The sequence below is a fragment of the Brevundimonas sp. FG128 genome (assembly GCF_057809775.1).
The window spans coordinates 112,645-133,117 of the sequence record NZ_JBMDKP010000005.1 but is presented as its reverse complement, the minus strand read 5'-3'; the positions used below and the strand labels follow the sequence as shown (position 1 = coordinate 133,117).

The 20,473-nt window shown below is 66.8% G+C and carries 16 protein-coding genes; 12 read left to right on the top strand and 4 right to left on the bottom strand.

The window, feature by feature from the left end; all coding sequences use genetic code 11:
• Window positions 1–104 precede the first annotated feature (104 nt).
• The gene (gene gap / locus ACODSC_RS13930) at window positions 105–1,112 is read right to left on the bottom strand and encodes a type I glyceraldehyde-3-phosphate dehydrogenase (protein WP_488814586.1); all 1,008 of its coding nucleotides are present in this window, start codon (window positions 1,110–1,112) and stop codon (window positions 105–107) included.
• A 232-nt stretch (window positions 1,113–1,344) separates the two neighbouring features.
• Between gap and ACODSC_RS13925 the strand changes: the two genes are divergently transcribed.
• The 11 genes from ACODSC_RS13925 to ACODSC_RS13875 all read left to right on the top strand — a co-directional run bounded on the left by ACODSC_RS13925 (window position 1,345) and on the right by ACODSC_RS13875 (window position 13,076).
• Window positions 1,345–1,497, top strand: coding sequence for a hypothetical protein (locus ACODSC_RS13925; protein ID WP_488814585.1), 153 nt, complete (start codon window positions 1,345–1,347; stop codon window positions 1,495–1,497).
• Between the two features lie 90 nt (window positions 1,498–1,587).
• Window positions 1,588–3,327: a dihydroxy-acid dehydratase gene (ilvD, locus tag ACODSC_RS13920; RefSeq protein WP_488814584.1), complete on the top strand. Its 1,740-nt coding sequence runs from the start codon at window positions 1,588–1,590 to the stop codon at window positions 3,325–3,327.
• Between the two features lie 3 nt (window positions 3,328–3,330).
• Window positions 3,331–4,344 (top strand): ketol-acid reductoisomerase, encoded by a 1,014-nt coding sequence (gene ilvC, locus ACODSC_RS13915; protein WP_488814583.1) that lies wholly within the window; start codon window positions 3,331–3,333, stop codon window positions 4,342–4,344.
• Window positions 4,345–4,362: 18 nt separating this feature from the next.
• Window positions 4,363–6,075: an acetolactate synthase 2 catalytic subunit gene (gene ilvG, locus ACODSC_RS13910; protein ID WP_488814582.1), complete on the top strand. Its 1,713-nt coding sequence runs from the start codon at window positions 4,363–4,365 to the stop codon at window positions 6,073–6,075.
• A gap of 1 nt (window position 6,076) precedes the next feature.
• The gene (locus ACODSC_RS13905; protein ID WP_488814581.1) at window positions 6,077–6,328 is read left to right on the top strand and encodes an ACT domain-containing protein; all 252 of its coding nucleotides are present in this window, start codon (window positions 6,077–6,079) and stop codon (window positions 6,326–6,328) included.
• Complete coding sequence (locus tag ACODSC_RS13900) at window positions 6,328–7,575, top strand: 2-isopropylmalate synthase (RefSeq protein WP_488814580.1); 1,248 nt, start codon at window positions 6,328–6,330, stop codon at window positions 7,573–7,575. Before ACODSC_RS13905 ends, ACODSC_RS13900 begins: the two co-directional genes overlap by 1 nt.
• Complete coding sequence (gene leuC, locus ACODSC_RS13895) at window positions 7,568–9,037, top strand: 3-isopropylmalate dehydratase large subunit (RefSeq protein ID WP_488814579.1); 1,470 nt, start codon at window positions 7,568–7,570, stop codon at window positions 9,035–9,037. Before ACODSC_RS13900 ends, leuC begins: the two co-directional genes overlap by 8 nt.
• On the top strand, window positions 9,030–9,614 hold the full coding sequence (gene leuD / locus ACODSC_RS13890) for a 3-isopropylmalate dehydratase small subunit (RefSeq protein WP_476694395.1): 585 nt from the start codon (window positions 9,030–9,032) through the stop codon (window positions 9,612–9,614). The genes leuC and leuD overlap by 8 nt, the downstream gene beginning before the upstream one ends.
• Window positions 9,614–10,720 carry a 3-isopropylmalate dehydrogenase gene (gene leuB, locus ACODSC_RS13885; protein WP_426023824.1) on the top strand — a complete coding sequence of 369 codons (1,107 nt, stop codon included), beginning with the start codon at window positions 9,614–9,616 and terminating at the stop codon, window positions 10,718–10,720. The genes leuD and leuB overlap by 1 nt, the downstream gene beginning before the upstream one ends.
• Window positions 10,721–10,956: 236 nt before the next feature.
• Window positions 10,957–12,300 (top strand): ammonium transporter, encoded by a 1,344-nt coding sequence (locus ACODSC_RS13880; RefSeq protein WP_488814578.1) that lies wholly within the window; start codon window positions 10,957–10,959, stop codon window positions 12,298–12,300.
• Between the two features lie 80 nt (window positions 12,301–12,380).
• Window positions 12,381–13,076 (top strand): TorF family putative porin, encoded by a 696-nt coding sequence (locus tag ACODSC_RS13875; protein WP_135193441.1) that lies wholly within the window; start codon window positions 12,381–12,383, stop codon window positions 13,074–13,076.
• 58 nt (window positions 13,077–13,134) lie between these two features.
• On the opposite strand, the gene ACODSC_RS13870 is transcribed toward ACODSC_RS13875, so the two are convergent.
• The 3 genes from ACODSC_RS13870 to ACODSC_RS13860 all read right to left on the bottom strand — a co-directional run bounded on the left by ACODSC_RS13870 (window position 13,135) and on the right by ACODSC_RS13860 (window position 19,342).
• A complete protein-coding gene (locus ACODSC_RS13870) occupies window positions 13,135–15,504 on the bottom strand; it encodes a glucan 1,4-alpha-glucosidase (RefSeq protein ID WP_488814577.1) in 2,370 nt (789 codons plus the stop codon).
• A 9-nt stretch (window positions 15,505–15,513) separates the two neighbouring features.
• Window positions 15,514–17,049, bottom strand: coding sequence for an MFS transporter (locus ACODSC_RS13865; protein ID WP_488814576.1), 1,536 nt, complete (start codon window positions 17,047–17,049; stop codon window positions 15,514–15,516).
• Between the two features lie 229 nt (window positions 17,050–17,278).
• On the bottom strand, window positions 17,279–19,342 hold the full coding sequence (locus tag ACODSC_RS13860) for a glycoside hydrolase family 97 protein (protein WP_488814574.1): 2,064 nt from the start codon (window positions 19,340–19,342) through the stop codon (window positions 17,279–17,281).
• 104 nt (window positions 19,343–19,446) lie between these two features.
• Here ACODSC_RS13860 and ACODSC_RS13855 point away from each other — a divergent pair, with 104 nt between their 5' ends.
• Window positions 19,447–20,472 carry a LacI family DNA-binding transcriptional regulator gene (locus ACODSC_RS13855; RefSeq protein WP_488814573.1) on the top strand — a complete coding sequence of 342 codons (1,026 nt, stop codon included), beginning with the start codon at window positions 19,447–19,449 and terminating at the stop codon, window positions 20,470–20,472.
• Window position 20,473: the final 1 nt, after the last annotated feature.

Sequence of the window (20,473 nt, the reverse complement as noted above, 5' to 3'; positions counted from 1 at the left end):
GCCGTGACGGAGGGGCTCTGGCCCCGAGTTCGGTGCGGTGGAAAGAGCCCCTCCACCACTTCGTGGTCCCCCTCCCCACGCTGCGGGGAGGAGACTGTTGCGGCTTACAGGAACTTCGCCATCACCAGAGCCGTGTCGGCCATGCGGGTCGCGAAGCCCCATTCGTTGTCGTACCAGCTGAGAACACGCGCCAGCTTGCCGTCGACGACCTGGGTCTGGGGCAGAGCGGCGGTGGAGGAGGCGGGGATGTGGTTCAGGTCGTGCGAGACCAGCGGATCGGTCGTCGTGAACAGGACGCCCTTCATCGGGCCGTCGGCGGCGGCCTGGAGCGCGGCGTTGATCTCTTCCACCGTCACGTCGCGGGCGGAGACGACCTTCAGGTCCACGACCGAGACGTTCGGGGTCGGGACGCGGATCGAAGAGCCGTCCAGCTTGCCCTTCAGCTCCGGCAGGACCAGGCCCAGGGCCTTGGCGGCGCCGGTCGAGGTCGGGATCATCGACAGGCCGGCGGCGCGGGCGCGGTACAGATCCTTGTGCATCGTATCCAGCGTCGGCTGGTCGCCGGTGTAGGAGTGGATGGTGGTCATATAGCCGCGCTCGATGCCGAACAGGTCGTTCAGCACCTTGGCTACTGGGGCCAGGGCGTTGGTGGTGCACGAACCGTTCGACACGACGATGTCGTCGGCCGTCAGGACCTCATGGTTGACCTTGAAGACGATGGTCTTGTCGGCGCCCTCGGCCGGGGCCGAGACCAGGACGCGCTTGGCGCCGGCCTTCAGGTGGGCGCTGGCCTTGTCCTTGGACGTGAAGATGCCGGTGCATTCGAACGCGATGTCCACCTTCAGTTCGGCGTGGGGCAGGTTGGCGGGGTCGCGCTCGGCGGTCACCTTGATCTTGCCGGCGCCGACGTCGATCCAGTCCTCGCCGGTCGTGACCGTGCCCGGGAAGCGGCCGTGGACCGAATCGTAGCGGAACAGGTGGGCGTTGGTCTCGACCGGGCCCAAGTCGTTGATCGCCACGACCTCGATGTCCGTGCGGCCGTGTTCGATGATCGAACGCAGCACAAGACGGCCGATGCGGCCGAAGCCGTTGATGGCGACGCGGACGGTCATGGGGGCAACTCCTCTGGGCGGTGATTTATCGTTGGCGTTTCAATGGCCGTCGGCGTCGTGCGTTTCAACCCCGCGGGCGTAACATCAGGCTATTGACTGTTGCGGACGGCCGGCCGCGGTAAGAAACACCCTGCAGGGCTGTTATTTGACGCTGTCGTGCAAAATTCTTGCTTTCATGGGTTGCGTCCTTCGGGGCGCTATGGTTTCCTGCAGTCAGAACAGGGAGCCCTCCGTGGCCACGATGACGCGCGACATGATGAAGGGACGCACCGCCAAGGCGGTCGCAGCCGTTCGCGCGTCGATCGGCCTGGAAAGCCCCGTATTCCTCATTACCCTCGTACTTCTCGGCCTGCTTACGCAAGCGGCGTGGATGCACGCGACCTGACCTAAACGCACTCAGGATCGCCTCGCACCACCCCGCTCCCGAAAGGAAGCGGGGTTTTTCGTGCTTGGCGGTTCCAAAAGAACCGGACCGATGACGCAAGATTCTACCTCACAGCCCAGAAAGCCCAACGCGCGCAGCGCGGCGGTGACGGCTGGCCCGAACCGGGCCGCGGCCCGTTCATATCTGCGCGCCGCCGGCATGCAGGACGCCGACTTCGACAAGCCGATGATCGGCATCGTCAATACGTGGTCGACGGTCACGCCGTGCAACATGCACTTGGATCGCCTGGCCAAAGACGTGCGCGCCGGTATCGTCGCGGCGGGCGGCTATCCGGTCGATTTCAACACCATCGTCGTCACGGACGGCATCTCGATGGGCACGGCGGGCATGAAGGCCTCGCTGATCAGCCGCGAGGTCGTCGCCGACAGCATCGAACTGGCCATCGAGGGCCACCAGCTGGACGGCGTGGTCTGCATCGTCGGCTGCGACAAGACGATCCCGGCGGCGGCCATGGCCCTGGCGCGGATGGATATCCCGGGCCTGGTCTATTACGGCGGCACGATCATGCCTGGCGTGATCGGGGCCAAGGAGGTCTCGGTCCAGGAGGTGTTCGAGGCCATCGGCGCCCATTCCGCGGGCGCGCTGGACGATGCGGGCCTGAAGGCGGTCGAACAGGCCGTCTGCCCCGGCGCCGGCGCTTGCGGCGGTCAGTTCACGGCCAACACCATGGCCATGGCCCTGTCGGTCATGGGCATCTCGCCCATGGGCGCCAATGACGTGCCGGCGGTCGATCCGAACAAGGCGGCCGAAGGCGAACGCTGCGGCCGACTGATCGTCGAGCGGGTCTTCGCCGGCGACACGGCCCGCAAATACATCACCCGCGCCAGCCTGAAGAACGCCGCCGTCGCGGTCTCGGCCTCGGGCGGATCGACCAATGCGGTCATGCACCTGACGGCCATCGCCGCCGAGGCTGGCGTCGATTTCGGCGTCGAGGATTGCCACCAGGCCTGCGTCGAGGCGCCGGTCATCTGCGACCTGAAGCCCGGCGGCCGCTTCCTGGCTTCGCACCTGTTCGCCGCCGGCGGCACCCGCCTGGTCACCCAGCGGATGGCCGAGGCCGGCAAGATCGTGAACACCCCGACCGTCAGCGGCCGCAGTCTGTTCGCCGAGGCCGGCAACGCCGAGGAAACCCCCGGCCAGGTGGTGGTGACCAGCTTCGACGCCCCGGTCATGGCGCGGGGCAGCTATGCCGTCATCTACGGCGATGTCGCCCCGGAGGGCGCGGTCATTAAGCTGACGGGCCACAAGGTCGACACGTTCGAAGGCCCGGCCTGTGTTTTCGACAGCGAGGAAGACGCTTTCCACGCCGTTCAGGACGGTTCGGTCGGCGAGGGCGATGTCATCATCATCCGCTACGAAGGGCCCAAGGGCGGCCCCGGCATGCGCGAGATGCTGCAGGTCACCGCCGCCCTGAAGGGCCGCAAGATCGACAATGTCGCCCTGCTGACCGACGGCCGCTTCTCGGGCGCCAGCTACGGCTTCGTCGCCGGCCACGTCTCGCCGGAAGCCGCCGTCGGCGGCCCGATTGCTCTCATTCGCGATGGTGACCGCATCACCATCGACGTCACCAACCGCCGGATCGACGTAAATGTCGATCTGGCGACGCGCCGGGCGGGCTTTACGCCCCACGTAGTCCGCCCGGCGCGAGGTGTCTTCGCCAAATACCGCGCCTCGGTCTCCTCTGCGGCCCAAGGCGCCGTCACCATCCCCAACCCGCCGCCGGCTCAAGTTCCGGCGTCTCACAAGACAACTGCTGCTCAGGACGCCTGACCCATGGCCATCACCATCTACACCAACGAAGATATCCGCCCCGGCGCCATCGCCGGCCAGCGCATCGCCATCATCGGCTATGGCTCGCAAGGTCGCGCCCACGCCCAAAACCTGAAGGACAGCGGCCATGACGTGGTCGCCGGCGTTCGTCACGGTGGCACGGGCTGGAAACACGCCGCCGAAGACGGCGTCGCGACCGCCGAGCCGGCCGAGGCCGTCAAGGGCGCCGACATCATCGCCATCCTGACCCCGGACATGGTCCAGGGCGAGGTCTATCGCGACATCATCGAGCCGAACGCCAAGGAAGGCTCGGCCCTGCTGTTCGCCCACGGCTTCTCGATCATCTACGAGCGCATCACCCCGCGCGCCGACATGGACGTGATCCTGGTCGCGCCCAAGGGGCCGGGCGATCTGGTCCGCCGCGAGTTCCAGCGTGGTCGTGGCGTGCCCTCGCTGTTCGCCATCGAGAAGGATGTCACCGGCAAGGCCCGCGACCGGGCCATGGGCTATGCCAAGGGAAATGGCGGCGCGACCGGCGGCCTGCTGGAAACCACCTTCCGCGAGGAAACCGAGACCGATCTGTTCGGCGAACAGGCCGTTCTGTGCGGCGGCGCCAAGGAACTGGTCATCCAGGGCTTCAACACCCTGGTCGAGGCCGGCTACCAGCCGGAGATCGCCTATTTCGAATGCCTGCACGAGCTGAAGCTGATCGTGGACCTGTTCTACGAAGGCGGCATCTCGAAGATGCACCACTTTATCTCGGAGACGGCCAAATATGGCGCCGTCGCCAGCGGCCCGCGCGTGGTCAACGAAGAGACCAAGGCCCGCATGAAGACCATCCTGGACGAGATCCAGGACGGCACCTTCGCGCGCAACTGGATCGCCGAGAACGAGGCCGGCAAGCCGCAGTACGAAGCCTGGCTGAAGGCGGACCGCGAAAGCCAGATCGAACAGGTCGGCGCGCGTCTGCGCGAACGCATGGCCTGGCTGAACACGCCCAAGTCCGAAGCGGCCTGAGCCCAAGCAAAAGACCGGATGACCCTGATGACCGCCGCCGCCTTCAAACCCTCAGCCGAGGCCGCTCCCCAGTCGGGCGCGCGCCTGCTGGTCTCCACCCTGGAGCGGCTGGGCGTGGAGGTGCTGTTCGGTTATCCGGGCGGCGCGATCATGCCGGTCTATGACGCCCTGGCCGGGTCCAAGCTGAAGCACATCCTGGTCCGCCACGAGCAGGGCGCGGCCTTCTCCGCCGATGCCTATGCAAGAAAAAGCGGCCGGGTCGGGGTGTGTATCGCCACCTCGGGTCCCGGCGCCACCAACCTGGTCACCGGCATCGCCAATGCGATGATGGATTCGGTGCCGATGGTCTGCATCACCGGCAATGTCGCGCAAGGCCTGATGGGCACTGACGCCTTTCAGGAGATCGACATCCTGGGCGTCACCCTGCCGATCGTGAAACACTCGATCCTGGTCCGTTCGGCCGCCGAGGTTCCGGCCGCGATCGAGGAAGCCTTTTATATCGCCCGGTCGGGTCGCCCTGGCCCGGTTCTGGTCGACCTGCCCAAGGACGTGCAGTTCGCCACGACCAGCGATGACTACGGTTTCTCCATTCCCAACGAAACCCCCCGCGTCGATCACGACGCCATCGCCGCCGCCGAGGCCGCGATCCGCGCGTCAAAGAAGCCGCTGGTCTATATCGGCGGGGGCGTGAAGATCGGCGGCGCGACCGAGGCCCTGCGCGCCTTCGTCGCCGCGACCGGGATCCCCCAGGTTTCGACCCTGAACGCCCTGGGCACCATCCCGACCGACGCGCCGGGCATGCTGGGCATGCTGGGCATGCACGGGACGCGCGCCGCGAATAACGCGGTGCAGGACAGCGATCTGCTGATCGTCGTCGGCGCCCGGTTCGATGACCGCGCCACGGGCAAGCTGGCCGAGTTCGCCCCCAACGCCCGCATCGTCCATTTCGACATCGACGCCTCGGAAGTCGGCAAGCTGCGCGCAGCCAATGTCGCCGTCGTCGGCGAATTGCCTGAAGGGGTCGAAGCCCTGACGCAGCGGATGCGCGCGGGCGCGGCGCTGGACATCCATGGCTGGGCTGACGACTGCGCGCGCGCGGCCGAGGCCGGCGCGCACCGCTATGATGCGCCGGGCGAAGGGGTCTATGCTCCGGCATTGCTGAAGGCGGTTTCGGAAGCAGCGGGCGATGACTTCGTCGCCGCATGCGACGTCGGCCAGCACCAGATGTGGGCGGCCATGCACTGTCGCTTCTCGCGGCCCGAAGCTCACATCACCTCGGGCGGGCTGGGGGCCATGGGCTTTGGTCTGCCCGCCGGCATCGGCGCTAAGCTGGCCGATCCGTCGGCGACGGTCGTTACGATCGCCGGCGACGGCGGCTTCATGATGAACATCCAGGAGTTGGCGACGCTGAAGCGTTACGGCATCCCGCTGAAGATCGTGCTGATCGACAACTCCTCGCTGGGCTTGGTGCGCCAGTGGCAGGAGCTGTTCTTCGCCGAGAACTATTCCGAGATCGACCTGTCCGACAATCCGGACTTCGTGAAGGTCGCCGAGGCCTTCGGCGTCGAGGCTTTCCGCATCGATCGCCGCGATCAGGTGTCCGATGGCATCCAGCGCCTGCTGGCTGCCGACGGCCCCTGCCTGGCCCATGTGGTCATCGATTCCCGAGACAATGTTTGGCCGCTGGTTCCGCCGGGCAAGAGCAATGCTGAAATGATGGAGGGCTCCTGAGATGAGCAACACGATCCACATCCAGATCGACCGTGCGGACGGTTCGCTTCAGCGTCTCATCGGCCTGGTGGAGCGCCGGGGCTTCCACATCGACGGCATGGCGATGGCCGACGAAGGCACGTTCCGCAACATCGCTCTGACCGTGCGCGGCCGCGACGCCGGTCGCTGCATGGACAATCTGGGTCGCCAGATCGACCGGCTGTTCGGCGTTCGCCGCATCGGCAACGACATTATTCAATCCGAGGCCGCGTAATGACCGCCGAACAAGTACGAGTATCCGGCGTATCCCGAACTGAGGAGATCGCCGCCGACCCCAACCGCGTCATCATCTTCGACACGACGATGCGGGATGGTGAACAGGCGCCCGGCTTCTCCATGTCCGCCCAAGCCAAGGTGAAGATGGCCCAGGTCCTGCGCGATCTGGGCGTCGATGTTATCGAGGCCGGCTTCGCCGCCGCCTCGCCCGGCGATGAGGATTGCATCCGCCGCGTGGCGGGCGAGATCGAGGGACCGGTCTTCTGCTCCCTGTCGCGCTCGAACGAAAAGGACATCGACGCCAGCTTCCGCGCCCTGGCTCCGGCGCCCAGGTCGCACCGCCGCTGCCACGTCTTTATCGGCACCAGCCCGATCCACCGCACCGCCAAGCTGAAGATGTCCACCAACGAGGTGCTGTCGACGGCGGTGCGTTCGGTCGAATATGCACGCAGCCTGTTCGATGATGTCGAGTTCTCGGCCGAGGACGCCTTCCGCACCGAGCCGGAGTTCCTGGCCGATGTGATGGAGGCCGCCGCGGACGCCGGCGCCCGGACCCTGAACGTGCCCGACACCGTCGGCTATGCGACACCGGAAGAAGTGCGTGAGACCTTCCGCGCCCTGGCGGCGCGGATCCACAAGCGCCATCCGCATGTGATCTTCTCGGCCCACTGCCACGACGACCTGGGCATGGCGGTCGCCAACTCCTTAGCCGCCATCGAAGGCGGCGCGCGTCAGGTCGAAGGAGCGATCAACGGCATCGGCGAACGCGCCGGCAACGCCTCGATCGAAGAGGTCATCATGGCCCTGAAGGTCCGCGAGGACCGGTACGGCGTCACGACCGGCGCCGACAGCCGCCATCTGGTTCGCGCCTCCAAGATCCTGTGCGAGATCACCGAGACGGTCATCGCCCGCAACAAGTCGGTGGTCGGCATCAACGCCTTCGCCCACGAGGCGGGCATCCATCAGCACGGCATGCTGGCCGACAGCCGCACCTATGAGATCATGCGGCCCCAGGACGTGGGCTTCGAGGGCAGCTGGTTCGTGCTGGGCAAACATTCCGGCCGTCACGCCATCGCCAAGCGGGCCGAGACCATCGGCCGCCCCATCGAGGGCGAACGCCTGGCGGCCGTGGTCGTCGGATTCAAACAACGCGCGGATCAGATCGGCGAGATCAACGACGCCGAACTGATCGCCATCATCGACCGCATCGACGGCGTGGCGGAGACGGTGGCCCAGTATGCGTGATATCGGGCCGAACCCCCGGACCCTGTTCGACAAGGTCTGGAACGCCCACGTCGTGCGGTCCGAAACGGCCGACACGCCCGGGGTCCTTTATATCGACCTGCACCTGGTCCACGAGGTCACCAGCCCTCAGGCCTTCAGCGAGATCGAGGCGCGCGGCCTGAAGGTGCGTCGCCCCGACCGCACCTACGCCACCCTGGACCATTCGACCCCGACCCTGCCGGCGGGGCTGAACGGGCTGAAGCCCTATGTCACGGCCCAGGCCGAGGCCCAGGTGCATCGGCTGGAGAAGAACTGCGCCGCGCATGGGGTGCCGCTGGCGGGTTGGGATTCCGACGATCGCGGCGTGGTCCATGTGATGGGGCCGGAACTGGGTCTGACCCAGCCGGGCATGACCGTGGTCTGCGGCGACAGCCACACGGCGACCCACGGCGCCTTCGGGGCCTTGGCCTTCGGCATCGGCACGTCTGAGGTCGGCCATGTGCTGGCGACCCAATGCCTGTTGCAGCGCAAGGCCAAGGCCATGCGGGTGACGGTGGACGGACAACTGCAGCCCGGCGTCTCGGGCAAGGATGTCGCCTTGGCCGTCATCGCCGCCATCGGCTTCGGCGGCGGCACCGGCTATGTCATCGAATACGCCGGCGAGGCGGTGCGGTCGCTGGACATGGAAGGGCGTATGACCCTGTGCAACATGTCCATCGAGGCCGGCGCCCGCGCGGGCATGATCGCTCCGGACCAGACCACCATCGACTGGCTGCGCGGCAGGAAACACCTCCCCGCCGACTATGAGGCGGCGACGGCCGAATGGCTGAAACTGTCCAGCGATCCGGGCGCGGTCTTCGACAAGGAAGTGGCCATCGACGGCGCGGCCATCCAGCCGATGGCCACTTGGGGCACGACCCCCGACGCCGGCGCACCCGTCGGTTCGCCGGTGCCGCAGCCGCAGTCGGATTCTGACCGCAAGGCTATCGCCTATATGGGTTTCACCGCCGGAGAGGCGACGACCAGCCAGTCGGTGGACGTGGTCTTCATCGGCTCCTGCACCAACGGCCGTCTGCCCGACCTGCGCGCCGCCGCCGAAGTGTTGCGCGGCCGCAAGGTCAAGCCGGGCCTGCGGATGCTGGTGGTGCCGGGCTCGGAAGCCGTGCGGCGCGACGCCGAGGCGGAAGGCCTGCACGAGGTCTTCATCTCTGCCGGGGCCGAGTGGCGGATACCCGGCTGTTCGATGTGTATCGCCATGAACGGTGATTTCGTCTCGCCGGGGCAACTGGCGGTCTCGACCTCCAACCGCAATTTCGAAGGGCGCCAGGGCAAGGACGCCCGCACCATACTGGCCAGCCCCGCGACGGCGGCCGCGACGGCCGTGGCCGGCGTGCTGACCGATCCGCGCGTCTTCCTGAACGAGGTCGCCGCCCTCAAGCAGTCGAGCGCCGCGCGCGAGACGGTAGGAGCGCAAAATGTCTGAGCCCTTCCAGGTCCTCACGTCGAAGACAGTCACGCTCAGCCAGGCCAATATCGACACCGACCAAATCATTCCGGCACGCTTCCTGACCACGACCACGCGCGAGGGGTTGGGCAAGGCGGCCTTCCATGACTGGCGTTACGAGGCGGATGGTTCGGAAAAGCCCGAGGCGATCCTGAACCGGATCGACCCCAGCCAGCATCGCATCCTGCTGGCGGGCAAGAACTTCGCCTGCGGTTCGTCGCGCGAACATGCGCCCTGGGCCCTGTACGACTATGGGTTCCGGGCCGTGATCTCGACCGAGATCGCTGACATTTTTACATCGAATGCGCTGAAAAACGGCCTGCTGCCCATCGTCGTCAGCCAGGCCGTGTGGGACGATCTGGCGTCGCAGCCGGATCAGCCGGTCACGATCGACCTTCAAGCCAGTCAGATCCAGCGCGGCAATGCCGAACCCGTGCCGTTCGGGGTCGAATCCTTCGCCCGCCAATGCCTGCTGGACGGGGTGGACACCCTGGGCTGGCTGCAAGCAAACATGCCCGAGATCGAAGCCTACGAGCGATCGAGAGAGACCGTCTGATGACCCACGCCGCCCCCAAGACCTACAACATCGTCCTGCTGCCCGGCGACGGCGTCGGACCAGAAGTGACGCGGGCCGCGCGCGACGTTCTGGCCGTCATCGGCGACTTCTACAGCCATGATTTCCAGTTCTCCGAACACCTGATCGGCGGCGCCGCCATCGACGAAACGGGCGAGCCTTTGCCCGAGGCCACGCGCGCCGCCTGCGTCGCCTCCGACGCCGTGCTGCTGGGCGCCGTCGGCGGTCCCAAATGGGACGGCGGCAAGCGTCGGCCCGAAGAAGGCCTGCTGGCGATCCGCAAGGCCATGGGCCTGTTCGCCAACCTGCGTCCGCTGCAGGTTTCGCCGGTGCTGGCGCATCGGTCGCCGCTTAAGAAGGAGATCGTCGAGGGCGTCGATCTGATCGTCTTCCGCGAACTGACCGGCGGCGTCTATTTCGGCGAGAAGACCCGCACCGCCGACCGCGCCACCGACCTGTGCGAATACACGGTGCCGGAGATCGAGCGCGTCACCCGTGCCGCCTTCCAGACCGCGCGCCAGCGACGGGGCAAGGTGACCTCGGTCGACAAGGCCAATGTCATGGAGACCAGCCGTCTGTGGCGCGAGGTGGTGACCCGCATCCACGCCGAGGAATTCCCCGAGATCGAGTTGGAGCACGCCCTGGTCGATTCCATGGCCATGCACCTAATCAGGAAGCCGCGCGAATACGACGTCATTCTGACCGAGAACATGTTCGGCGACATCCTGTCGGACGAGATTTCGGTGTTGGGCGGGTCGATCGGCCTGCTGCCGTCGGCGTCGCTGGGCGCGGGCGGTCCGGGCCTGTTCGAGCCGATCCATGGTTCGGCGCCGGACATCGCCGGCCAGGACCTGGCCAACCCGGTCGGGACGATCCTGTCGGCGGCCCTGCTGCTGCGTCACAGCCTGAAGCTGGAGGACGAGGCCGACTCGATCGAGGCCGCCGTCGCCGCCGTGCTGGCGGCTGGGGCCGTCACCGCGGATTTGGGCGGGGCTCTGGGCACCCGCGCTGCGACGGAAGCCGTCATCGACGCCATTCGCGCCATACACTGGGCGGCGGCGCATCGGGTGCAGATGCACTGGGCCTAAAGCCCGTCCAGCGGAAATGGGCCCAAACGCCCGGCGAATTTCCTGCCTCACAATCTCGGCTGTGAAGACACGAAAATGATTCTTGAGACGCATAAACCGCACGGTTCATGCGTCTCATGCTTTTTAATGTGTGACCGTTGCAAGAAAGTTGCACCGGCGGCGGTGAATCCCCTTGCGTGTTTCGCGATTGCAGTAAAACCTTCGCAACTGCGAGATTGCATAGGGGGTACTAGCTCATGTCGCGGACAACGAACCGACTTATGGGGGCCGCAGGGCTCCTTCTTCCAACACTCTGTCTGATGGCCGCCGGAGCGGCCAATGCGCAGGACGCCGCGCCAGCTCTGCTGGGCCACCAGGCCGCGCTTGAATTGGATAGCGCAGGCACGTCCTGGCTGGGCACATCCACCGCCCTGGTTCTGCTGATGACCCTCCCCGGTCTGGCGCTGTTCTACGGCGGTATGGTGCGCAAGAAGAACGTCATCGCCACTATCACCCAGTCCGTCGGCGTGTTCGCCGTGGTGTCGCTGGTGTGGTTCATCGCCGGCTACAGCCTGGCCTTCGGCGCCAACGGCAATGCGGGGCTTCAGCCCTATATCGGCAGCCTGGACATGCTGTTCCTGAACGGCGTGTCGCTGCAAACCGCCAACGCCCTGCTGCCGGGCATCCCCGAGTTCCTGTTCATCTCCTTCCAGATGACCTTCGCCATCATCACGCCTGCGCTGGTGACCGGCGCCTTCGCCGAGCGGATGAAATATTCGGCGCTTTTGCTGTTCACCGCCCTGTGGTCGCTGCTGGTCTATGCGCCCATCTGCCACTGGGTCTGGGGCGGCGGTTTCCTGGGTAGCGCCGGCGTGCTGGACTTCGCCGGCGGCGCCGTCGTTCACGTCAACTCGGGCGTCGCGGGTCTGGTCTGCGCCATCTTCCTGGGTCGTCGCAAAGGCTATGGCATCGAGCCGATCCTGGCGCACAATCCGGTCCTGACCATGATCGGCGCCTCGCTGCTGCTGGTGGGCTGGATCGGTTTCAACGCCGGTTCGGCGGGCGCCGCCAACGACCTGATGGGCGTGGCGCTGCTGAACACCATCTTGGCCGCCGCTGCGGGCGCCCTGACCTGGAAGATCGTCGAATATATCGAGAAGAAGAAGGTCTCGCTGGTCGGTATGCTGTCGGGCGTCGTTGCGGGTCTGGTCGCCATCACGCCGGCGGCCGGCTTCGTCGATCCCAAGGGCGCGGTCATCATCGGCCTGATCGCCGGTCCGGTCTGCTATGCCTCGTCGGTGTGGATCAAGAAGCTGCTGCGTTACGACGACAGCCTGGACGCCTTCGGCATCCACGGCGCGGGCGGCCTGATCGGCGCCCTGTTGACCGGCGTGTTCGCCACGACCGCGATCAACAGCCTGTCGGAAGGCGCCAACGTCGGCGCCCAGGCTCTGGGGCTTCTGTGGACCATCGTGTACAGCGCCGTCGGCACCCTGATCATCCTGTTCATCTGCAAGTTCACCACGGGCCTGCGCGTGAGCGAGGCGGAAGAAGCCGCCGGTCTGGACACCTCGCTTCACGGCGAAGCGCTGGAACACTGACGGAAATCGGGCGCGGCTCCCAAACCTCGCGCCCGACTTTTCCGACCTCGAATAGAACAAGCACAACAAGGGGATAGACTATGAAGAAGACCACCATCCGCGCGGCCGCCGCCGCAACGCTCGCCATGGGCCTGATCGGCCTCGCCGCGCCGGCCTCGGCCCAGAGCACCGTCGATGTCGCCTGGAACGTCGGCGTCGTCAGCGACTATGTCTTCCGCGGCTTCAGCCAGACCGGCGAGGATCCCGCCATCCAGGGCGGCGTCGATCTGACGTCGGGCAGCTTCTACGGCGGCGCCTGGGCCTCGAACGTCGATTTCGGCGACGACACCGATGCGGAAGTCGATCTGTACGGCGGCTATCGCACCGAGGCCGGCGGCTTCGCGCTGGACTTCGGCGTGATCGGCTACCTCTACGTCGGAGAGCCGGACGGCGCCGACTACAACTACGCGGAGTTCAAGGCGGCTGCCTCGCGCGCGGTCGGTCCCGCCACCTTCGGCGCCGCCGTCTATTACTCGCCCGACTTCTTCGGCATCGACGACGAAGCGACCTATGCCGAGGTCAACGCCGCCTTCAGCCCGGCCGACAAGTGGACGATCTCGGGCGCCGTCGGCAAGCAGTGGCTGAACGTGACGGACGACTACACTACCTGGAACGCCGGCGTCGGCTACGCCCTGACCGACAAGGTGGGGCTGGACGTTCGCTACTACGACACCGACGTCGACGGCGTGCCGGGCGCCGAAGACCGGATCGTGGGCGCCATCAAGCTCGCCTTCTGATCCAGCGACCGATTTAAAAGAGAAAGGCCCCGGAGAGCGATCTCCGGGGCCTTTTTTATCAGCGGGCGTAACGGTCTTGGACGGGGTCGTAGCTGTCCCAGACCTTGCCGTCGGCCAGCGACCGCAGCAGCTTCAGATATTCCGCGTGGGTCCAGGCCAGGGGGGTGGCCGAGTCCGTATTCTGGCCCAGGGCGTAGGCCTTGGTCGTCGGATCGCCCATGCCGTCCCAGACCTGTTCGGCCAGCATCAGGCCGTCATTGGCGAACCGCTCCATGCCGCGCACATAGGTCTGGCGGATGGCGGCGATGTCGGCGGGCGACGGTGCGCCGTTCACGCTGACGCGGGCCAGTTCATAGTGACCGCGCTCGCCTGTGAAGAAGGGCCAGACCCGGCCGCGCTGACCGGGGCTCATCTCGCCGCCGACGCCGTAGTTGGCGCCCGTCAGATAATCCTCGCCATAGCCATCGACGCCGTAACGGCGCCAGCCCGGCGTCTTGTCGCCCTCTGGGCCGAAGTCGTAACGAACGCGATACAGCGGCTCCAGCGACTGGTCGTCATAGACGGGCAGGGTGGACAGGATGTGCGGATCGTCCGCCTTGCGCACGCCATAGCGGACCAGTTCCAGGAAGCCGCCGTCCACCACCCGGTCTTCCGCCGGGGCGATCTGGCCGTTGGCGGCGCCGATCGGGGCCTTGTCGTTGGGGTTCTCGTTCTGGGTGATGCGGATGAAGTAGCGGCCGTCGCCGAAGTCGCCGTTGGTGGTGAACATCCGGTCTTCGATCTTGGACGCATAGCTGTCGGCGGCCATCTGATAGCGGGTCGCGCCCGTCGCATCGCCCGAGGCGCGCGCCATTTCGGCCGCGACCGTCAGGCCGGCGACCACGGCGGCGGTCGATGACGGCGAATAGCCCTGCTGCTCTTCCCAGCGTTCCTGCTGGGTGAAGGGCGGCTTGACCTCGGAGTCGTTCCACAACAGGCCGATCTTGCCGCCGTCCACCAGGAAGTCGGCGGCCGGTTTCAGCATGGACTGATAGTGTTCGGTCATCTGGGCGTCGGACAGCCAGCCCATCTTCCACAGACGATAGCCCAGCATGATCGGCATGGCGGTCTGGTCCAACTGGACCGCGACCCACTCCAGTTCGCCATCGACGTGGGTCTTTTGCAGGAACCAGCCGCCGACGCCGGTGTTGCCGGGCGTGTTCGGGCCGACCTGAACCTGGGGCAGGTAGTTGAAGGCCGCCAGCGGGGTCTCCTTGTCGCCCAGGGCCGCCAGGGCCATGGCCACCTGATAGAAGTCGCGCGGCCAGACCGCCTTGTAGCCGGTCGAGGATTTCGACGCGTCCACCGTGTCGCCCCAGGGGTTCGACAGCGATGCGATCAGAGCGCCGGCGTGGGTGCGATCCTCCTGCACCTTCAGCATCAGGGCCGAGGCATAGGCCAGCTTGCCGCCGTCGGTCGCCTGCTGCGCGATGCGCGGCAGCTCGGTCAGGGAGGCGACATAGTCCTCCCAGCCCGCGCGCTCGCCCTCGCCGTTGAACCGGGCCAGCACCTCGTCCAGCCCCGTTGCAAAGGCGCCGTCCGCCGCCGCCTGGGCCGCCGCTTCGCTGCCGCCGAAGCCGATGACGAAGTCGCGGCTGACGCTCTGGCCTATATGGAGGGTCGGCAGGGCGCCGGTCATCATCGTGTTGCCCGCCGTGTCGCCGGTCGAGGCGTAGGTCCAGTCGAGCTTGCCGTCCTTTAAATCGGTAAGACCATCGGACGCCCCGACGAAACCGACGCTGGCGGCGTCAAAGGCCTCGCTGGGCTTGAGCACTAGATGGGTGTCGCCCTCCCAGGCGTGGAAGCCCTGGGGCGTCACCGCGCCACGATCCTCGACGCCGGTGTTGGCGATGTGCGGCTCCAGCAGCAGATAGGGCGTGGCCTCGCCGCTCAGGGCCGTGATGACGACCCGCAGCACCAGGGCGTTGCGGTCGGGGTCGGTGAAGATGCGCTTCTCGATCTCAAACCGGCCGGCCTTGTCGCGCGTCGTGACCTTGTAGGCCGGCGACAACGGGCGCCCCTCGGCGTCCATGTGCAGGTATTCGGTCCGCTCGGTGGTGTCGGTCCCTTCGAGCGCCAGGCCTTCCGGCGTGACGACGGCGAAGCGCAAGGCCTTGATCTGGGCCTCGTGGATCAGGCCGTACATGGTCTCGGTCAGGACGCCGTCGGCGATCGAGAACCAGACCTTGGACACGGCCCCGGTTTGGCCGCCGTCGCGGTACTGGCCGTCGACATAGGCTTCGTAGGACGCGCCGGCGCCGGTCTTGGCGGCGCTGGACCAAGTCGGCATGTCGCCGGGGGCGCCCGGCGCGATGGACTGGGCGGACGCGGCGGAGGCGACAGCCAGACCGGCGGCGGTCGCCAGGCTGAGGGTTTTGAACTTACGCATGGAGAAGCCTCACGGGTTGCGCGTGGGGGAGGGGGAATGTTCGCGCACCAGCAGGGCGCTGATCGCCGCCAGCACGAAGGAAACGGCGCCCAGGACCAGGGCCCATATGGCCTGGCCGTCGAACAGGGTCTTCAGGATCAGGCCAAGGACGGTGGCGGCCAGCAGTTGGGGCACGACGATGAAGATGTTGAAGACGCCCATATAGACGCCCATCTTCCGGTCCGGCACAGCCGCCGACAGGATGGCGTAGGGCATGGAGACGATCGACGCCCAGGCGAAGCCGACGCCGATCATCGGCAACCACAGCAGGCCCGGATCGCGTATGGCGAAGACGCCGAACAGGCCCGCCGCCCCCAGCAGCAGCATCAGGGCGTGGGTCGCCTTGCGGCCGATGCGCTTGGCCAGCACCGGCAGGGTGAAGGCCGCCAGGGCCGCCACGCCGTTATAGACGCCGAACAGCACCCCGACCCAGTCCGCGCCCTCGGCATAGGCGGCCGAGGTGGTGTCGGTCGTGCCGAAATGAACGCTGGTCACGGCGGCGGTGGTGTAGATCCACAGCGAGAACAGGGCGAACCAGCTGAAGAACTGAACGACGGCCAGCCCCCGCATCGTGGCGGGCATGCGGAAGATGTCGTTCAGGATCTCGGTGGCGGCGTTGACGATGCGGCGACGCTGCATCATGCCGACAGCGATCTGCAGCAGGCCGAAACCGGCGAAGAAGCCGGCCAGGATCAGCAGCTCCTTTTCCAAGTTCAACGCGCCGATCAGGACGAAGCCCAAGGCGCCCAGGACGGCGCACACCAGGCCGGAGGTCATCCAGCCCTGGACGCTGCGCGCCGGCGCCTCGGGGCCGTCGTCGGCGGGGGCGCCCAGCGCTTCCTGCTTGGCGCGCTCGAAAGCGGTGATCTGTTCGGGGCTGTATTCCTTGGTCGACAGCACGGTCCACAGCACGGCTGCGAACAGGCCCGCCGCGCCGACGTAGAAGGCGATCTTGACCGACAGCGGCACGACGCCGGCCTCGGCCGTCGAGGCGATGTTGAAGACGTTGGACAGCAGCCACGGCAGGGTCGAGGCGAAGACCGCGCCGGCGCCGATGAAGAAGCTCTGCATCGCATAGCCGGCGGTGCGCTGTTCTTCCGGCAGGTTGTCGCCGACGAAAGCGCGGAACGGCTCCATCGTGATGTTGATCGAGGCGTCCATGATCCACAGCATGGCTGCGGCGAACCACAGGCTGGGGCTGTTGGGCATGGCGATCAGGGCCAGGGTGGTGGCGATGGCGCCGACCAGGAAATAGGGCCGTCGGCGTCCGAACCGGGTCCAGGTCCGATCGCTGAAATGGCCGATGATCGGCTGGACCAGCAGGCCCGTCAGCGGCGCGGCGATCCACAGGATGGCCAGGCTATCGACGTCCGCGCCAAGGGTCTGGAATATGCGGCTGGTGTTGGCGTTCTGCAGGCCGAAGCCGATCTGGATGCCGAAGAAGCCGACGCACATGTTCCAGATCGCCAGGCCGGACAGGCGCGGGCGGTGGGCGAGCAGGCTCATGCGACGCCTGTCCACATCGCCGTCAACCTCGTTTTCAGCACCCTCATCCTAGGCCTTGCGCCCAGGATCCAGACGCTCCGTAGAGGACGCGACGCACCGGCGGACACCGGGAGTCTGGATCCTCGGGACAAGCCCGAGGATGAGGGAAAAGGAGTGATACGCGTGAGAGAATTCGACGACGAATTCTGCGGTGACTTCGACGACAGGGAATACGGCTGAGTAGTCATCGTCACCGCCGTGCCCTTCCAACCGGCACGAACCGGATCGCCTGGCCGCCGCCGGGCGCCAGGGCCAAGGTCAGCGTGTCCGCCGACGTCACCTCACGCTGCTCGATGACAATGTCCTCGCGCTTGCCCTTGTAATCGGCGTCGGGGCCGTCGCGGTAGATCTCCGCGCGATAGCGGCGCCCGTCGTCCAGGAAGTCGAGGTGGGCGGTCAGGACGCGCGGATGCTCGTCGGTGATGGCGCCCAGGGCCCAGACGTCCGACGCCCGGTCCTTGCGCGCGATAGCGACGTAATCGCCGATCTCGGCCGCCAGTACGCGGGTTTCGGCCCAGTCGCAGGGCACGTCCTTGATGAACTGGAACGGCGCCGGATTGGCCTCGTAGTTGACCAGCAGGTCGGCGGCCATCTGGATCGGGCTGTAGATGACGACATAGAGGGCCAACTGCTTGGCCCAGGTCGTCTGCACGCCGCCGGGGCTGCGCGTCTCCATGCCGAAGATGCCGGGGGTGTAGTCCATCGGCCCGGCCAGCAGGCGGGTGAAGACCAGGTTCGGCTCGTGCTCGGGCGGATTGCCCGGGTTGCCCCAGGCCGCATATTCCATGCCGCGCTGGCCTTCGCGGCTGATCATGTTGGGATAGGTGCGGCGCAGGCCCGTGTCCTTGAACGGTTCATGGGCGTTGATCGCCACCTTGTGACGGGCGCCGACCTCGACGACCTTCATATGGTGCTGGGCCATGGCCTGGCTTTCGTGCCAGGCCATGACCATCCGGCCGTCCGGCCCGGCGACGCGCGCGCCCTGGGCGTCGGCCACATAGCCGGTCTTCACCGAATGGACGCCCAAGCGTTCATACAGGGCCATGGCCGGTTCGAGCTGCTGCTCATAATGGAAGGCGTTGCCGCCGGTCTCGTGGTGGCCGATCAGTTGCACGCCCTTGGACCGGGCGTGGGCGCAGACCGCCTCGATGTCGAAGTCGGGATAGGCCTCGGTGAAGCTGAAGTCCGAGCCGTTTGCGAACCACTGGCCGTCCCAGCCCTTGTTCCAGCCCTCGACCAGGACGCCGCCGAAGCCGTGCTCGGCGGCGAAGTCGATGTGTTTGATCGTGTTCTCGGTGGTGGCGCCGTGCTTGGGCCCGGAACCCCAGGTTTTCAGCTCCAGATGCATTTCCCACCAGACGCCGACATATTTCATCGGCTTGAACCACGACACGTCGCCCAGCTTGTTCGGCTCGTTCAGGTTCAGGATCAGGCTGGACTCGATCAGGCCGGCGGCGGTGTCCGACACCTGCAGCGTCCGCCACGGCGTATTGAACGGCGCCTGGCGCACCACGGCGGCGTTGGTCAGACCGGGCGTCAGCTGGGCGCGGAACCTGGTCGCTTCCGAGCGGCGCAGGTTCATCCCGGCGTAGTCGATGCAGGCGGCCTCGTGGATCGAGACGTGCAGGCCCGACTGGCCCTTGACCGTCATCGGCGTCTGGGCGCTGCCGACCGCGCTGATCGGCGTGCGGCTGTAGAGGTATTCCTCGCGGTTCCATTCCCAGGCCGGGCACCAGATGGCCTCGCCGTCCTCGGCCAGGTTGAACTCGGTGATCTCCGAACCGATGCGCACGATCTTCAGCGCGGCCTGGTCCGGGAACTCGTAGCGGAAGCCCAGGCCGTCGTCATACAGGCGGAAGACCACATCCACGCGACGTTGCAGGCCGGCGGTCTCGGCGTAGCTGACCCGCCATTCGTTGTAGTGGTTGCGGATGAAGCGGCGCTCGCCCCACGGCTGTTCCCAGGTCTCGTCCACGGTCACGGGCTGACCGGCGGTGATGGCCAGGCCGCGCTCCAGAGCGGGGGCGTCGGTCAGCAGCAGACCCAGTTTGGACGGCGCCACCACCACCCGGCCCTGGCGCATGACCGCATACATCGGCCGGCCGTCATTGTCGGTGAAGGCCTCGACCGTCAGTACGCCGCCGGGCGAGCTGGCCCTGGCGTGTGTCGGCGTGGTCTGGGCCCGGACGCCGGTGGCCCCGAAGGCCAAAATCGAGACGCCGCCAAGGGCCAGGAAGGATCTGCGCTTCATCATTTGGGACTCCGTTACGCCGCCTCTTGCCAACCGCTGCGAACGGTGGCTGAAATATTTGCAGAAAAATTTGCAGCGCCGAAACGCTGTTGTAAGGACCCGCGACCTTGAGCCGCAAGACCACCCGTCTGGAAGACATCGCCCGCCTGGCCGGCGTGTCCATCGCCACCGCCTCGCGTGCGCTGAACGACAGCCCCGCCGTCAACGACCGGACCAAACAAACGATCTGGAAGCTGGCCAAGGAGCACGACTATCCGTTCCGCCGTCACATGCCCGCCGGCCCCATCGGCGCCCAGGGCACCATCGCCCTGGTCGTGCCGCGCCCGCAGGGGCGCGAAGGGCGCCTCAGCGATCCCTTCTTCCTGGAGTTGCTGGCCGGGGTGGGCGAGGCGGCGCGCGAACGCGGCTGCGACCTGTTGATGAGCCATATCTCGCCCGCCAACTATGAGGAGTTGTCGGCCGCCCTGAACACCAGCCGGGCGGACGGGGTGATCTTCCTGGGCCAGTCCAGCCTGCATTCGGCCTTCAACCGGCTGGTGGACGCCGACCATCGCTTCGTGGTCTGGGGCGCGGAATTGGCCGAGCAGGACTATTGCTCGATCGGCTCGGACAATATCTCGGGCGGGCGGCGCGCGACGCTGCACCTGGCGCGGCTGAGCCGAAAACGCATCGTCTTTCTGGGCGACCTGGACCCGCCCGAGGCCATGCAGCGGCATCGCGGCTATCTGGACGCCCTGGGCCAGGCGGGGCTGGACGTCGACCAGGACCTGATCGTGCCCGCCCATTTCGAGGTCGAATCGGCCGAGGCGGCCGTCGACGCCCTGATCCGGCGCGGCCTGGCGTTCGACGGCGTGGTCGCCGCGTCCGACCAGATCGCCCTGGGCGCCGTGCGTGCGCTGCTGCACGCCGGGATCGACGTGCCGGGTCAGGTCTCCGTGATCGGTTTCGACAATGTGCCGTTCAGCCGCTACTCGCGTCCGGCCCTCAGCACCATCGCCCAGGACACTATGAAGGCCGGTCGGCTGATGGTGTCCAAACTGCTGGACCACGGCGGCGGACAGGCGGGAATGGGCGCCGGCCGGTCCGAGCGCGTGCCGACCGAGCTGATCGTTCGCGAGACCTGCGGCGGCTGAA

Bases quoted from the DNA above. Each gene is read 5' to 3' on its own strand.
- ACODSC_RS13880 (WP_488814578.1), top strand. From the start codon at position 10,957: ATGTCGCGGACAACGAACCGACTTATGGGGGCCGCAGGGCTCCTTCTT.
- gap (WP_488814586.1), bottom strand. From the start codon at position 1,112: ATGACCGTCCGCGTCGCCATCAACGGCTTCGGCCGCATCGGCCGTCTT.
- leuC (WP_488814579.1), top strand. From the start codon at position 7,568: ATGCGTGATATCGGGCCGAACCCCCGGACCCTGTTCGACAAGGTCTGG.
- ACODSC_RS13900 (WP_488814580.1), top strand. From the start codon at position 6,328: ATGACCGCCGAACAAGTACGAGTATCCGGCGTATCCCGAACTGAGGAG.
- ACODSC_RS13870 (WP_488814577.1), bottom strand. From the start codon at position 15,504: ATGCGTAAGTTCAAAACCCTCAGCCTGGCGACCGCCGCCGGTCTGGCT.
- leuB (WP_426023824.1), top strand. From the start codon at position 9,614: ATGACCCACGCCGCCCCCAAGACCTACAACATCGTCCTGCTGCCCGGC.
- ilvD (WP_488814584.1), top strand. From the start codon at position 1,588: ATGACGCAAGATTCTACCTCACAGCCCAGAAAGCCCAACGCGCGCAGC.
- ilvG (WP_488814582.1), top strand. From the start codon at position 4,363: ATGACCCTGATGACCGCCGCCGCCTTCAAACCCTCAGCCGAGGCCGCT.
- ACODSC_RS13905 (WP_488814581.1), top strand. From the start codon at position 6,077: ATGAGCAACACGATCCACATCCAGATCGACCGTGCGGACGGTTCGCTT.
- ACODSC_RS13865 (WP_488814576.1), bottom strand. From the start codon at position 17,049: ATGAGCCTGCTCGCCCACCGCCCGCGCCTGTCCGGCCTGGCGATCTGG.
- ilvC (WP_488814583.1), top strand. From the start codon at position 3,331: ATGGCCATCACCATCTACACCAACGAAGATATCCGCCCCGGCGCCATC.
- leuD (WP_476694395.1), top strand. From the start codon at position 9,030: ATGTCTGAGCCCTTCCAGGTCCTCACGTCGAAGACAGTCACGCTCAGC.
- ACODSC_RS13860 (WP_488814574.1), bottom strand. From the start codon at position 19,342: ATGATGAAGCGCAGATCCTTCCTGGCCCTTGGCGGCGTCTCGATTTTG.
- ACODSC_RS13875 (WP_135193441.1), top strand. From the start codon at position 12,381: ATGAAGAAGACCACCATCCGCGCGGCCGCCGCCGCAACGCTCGCCATG.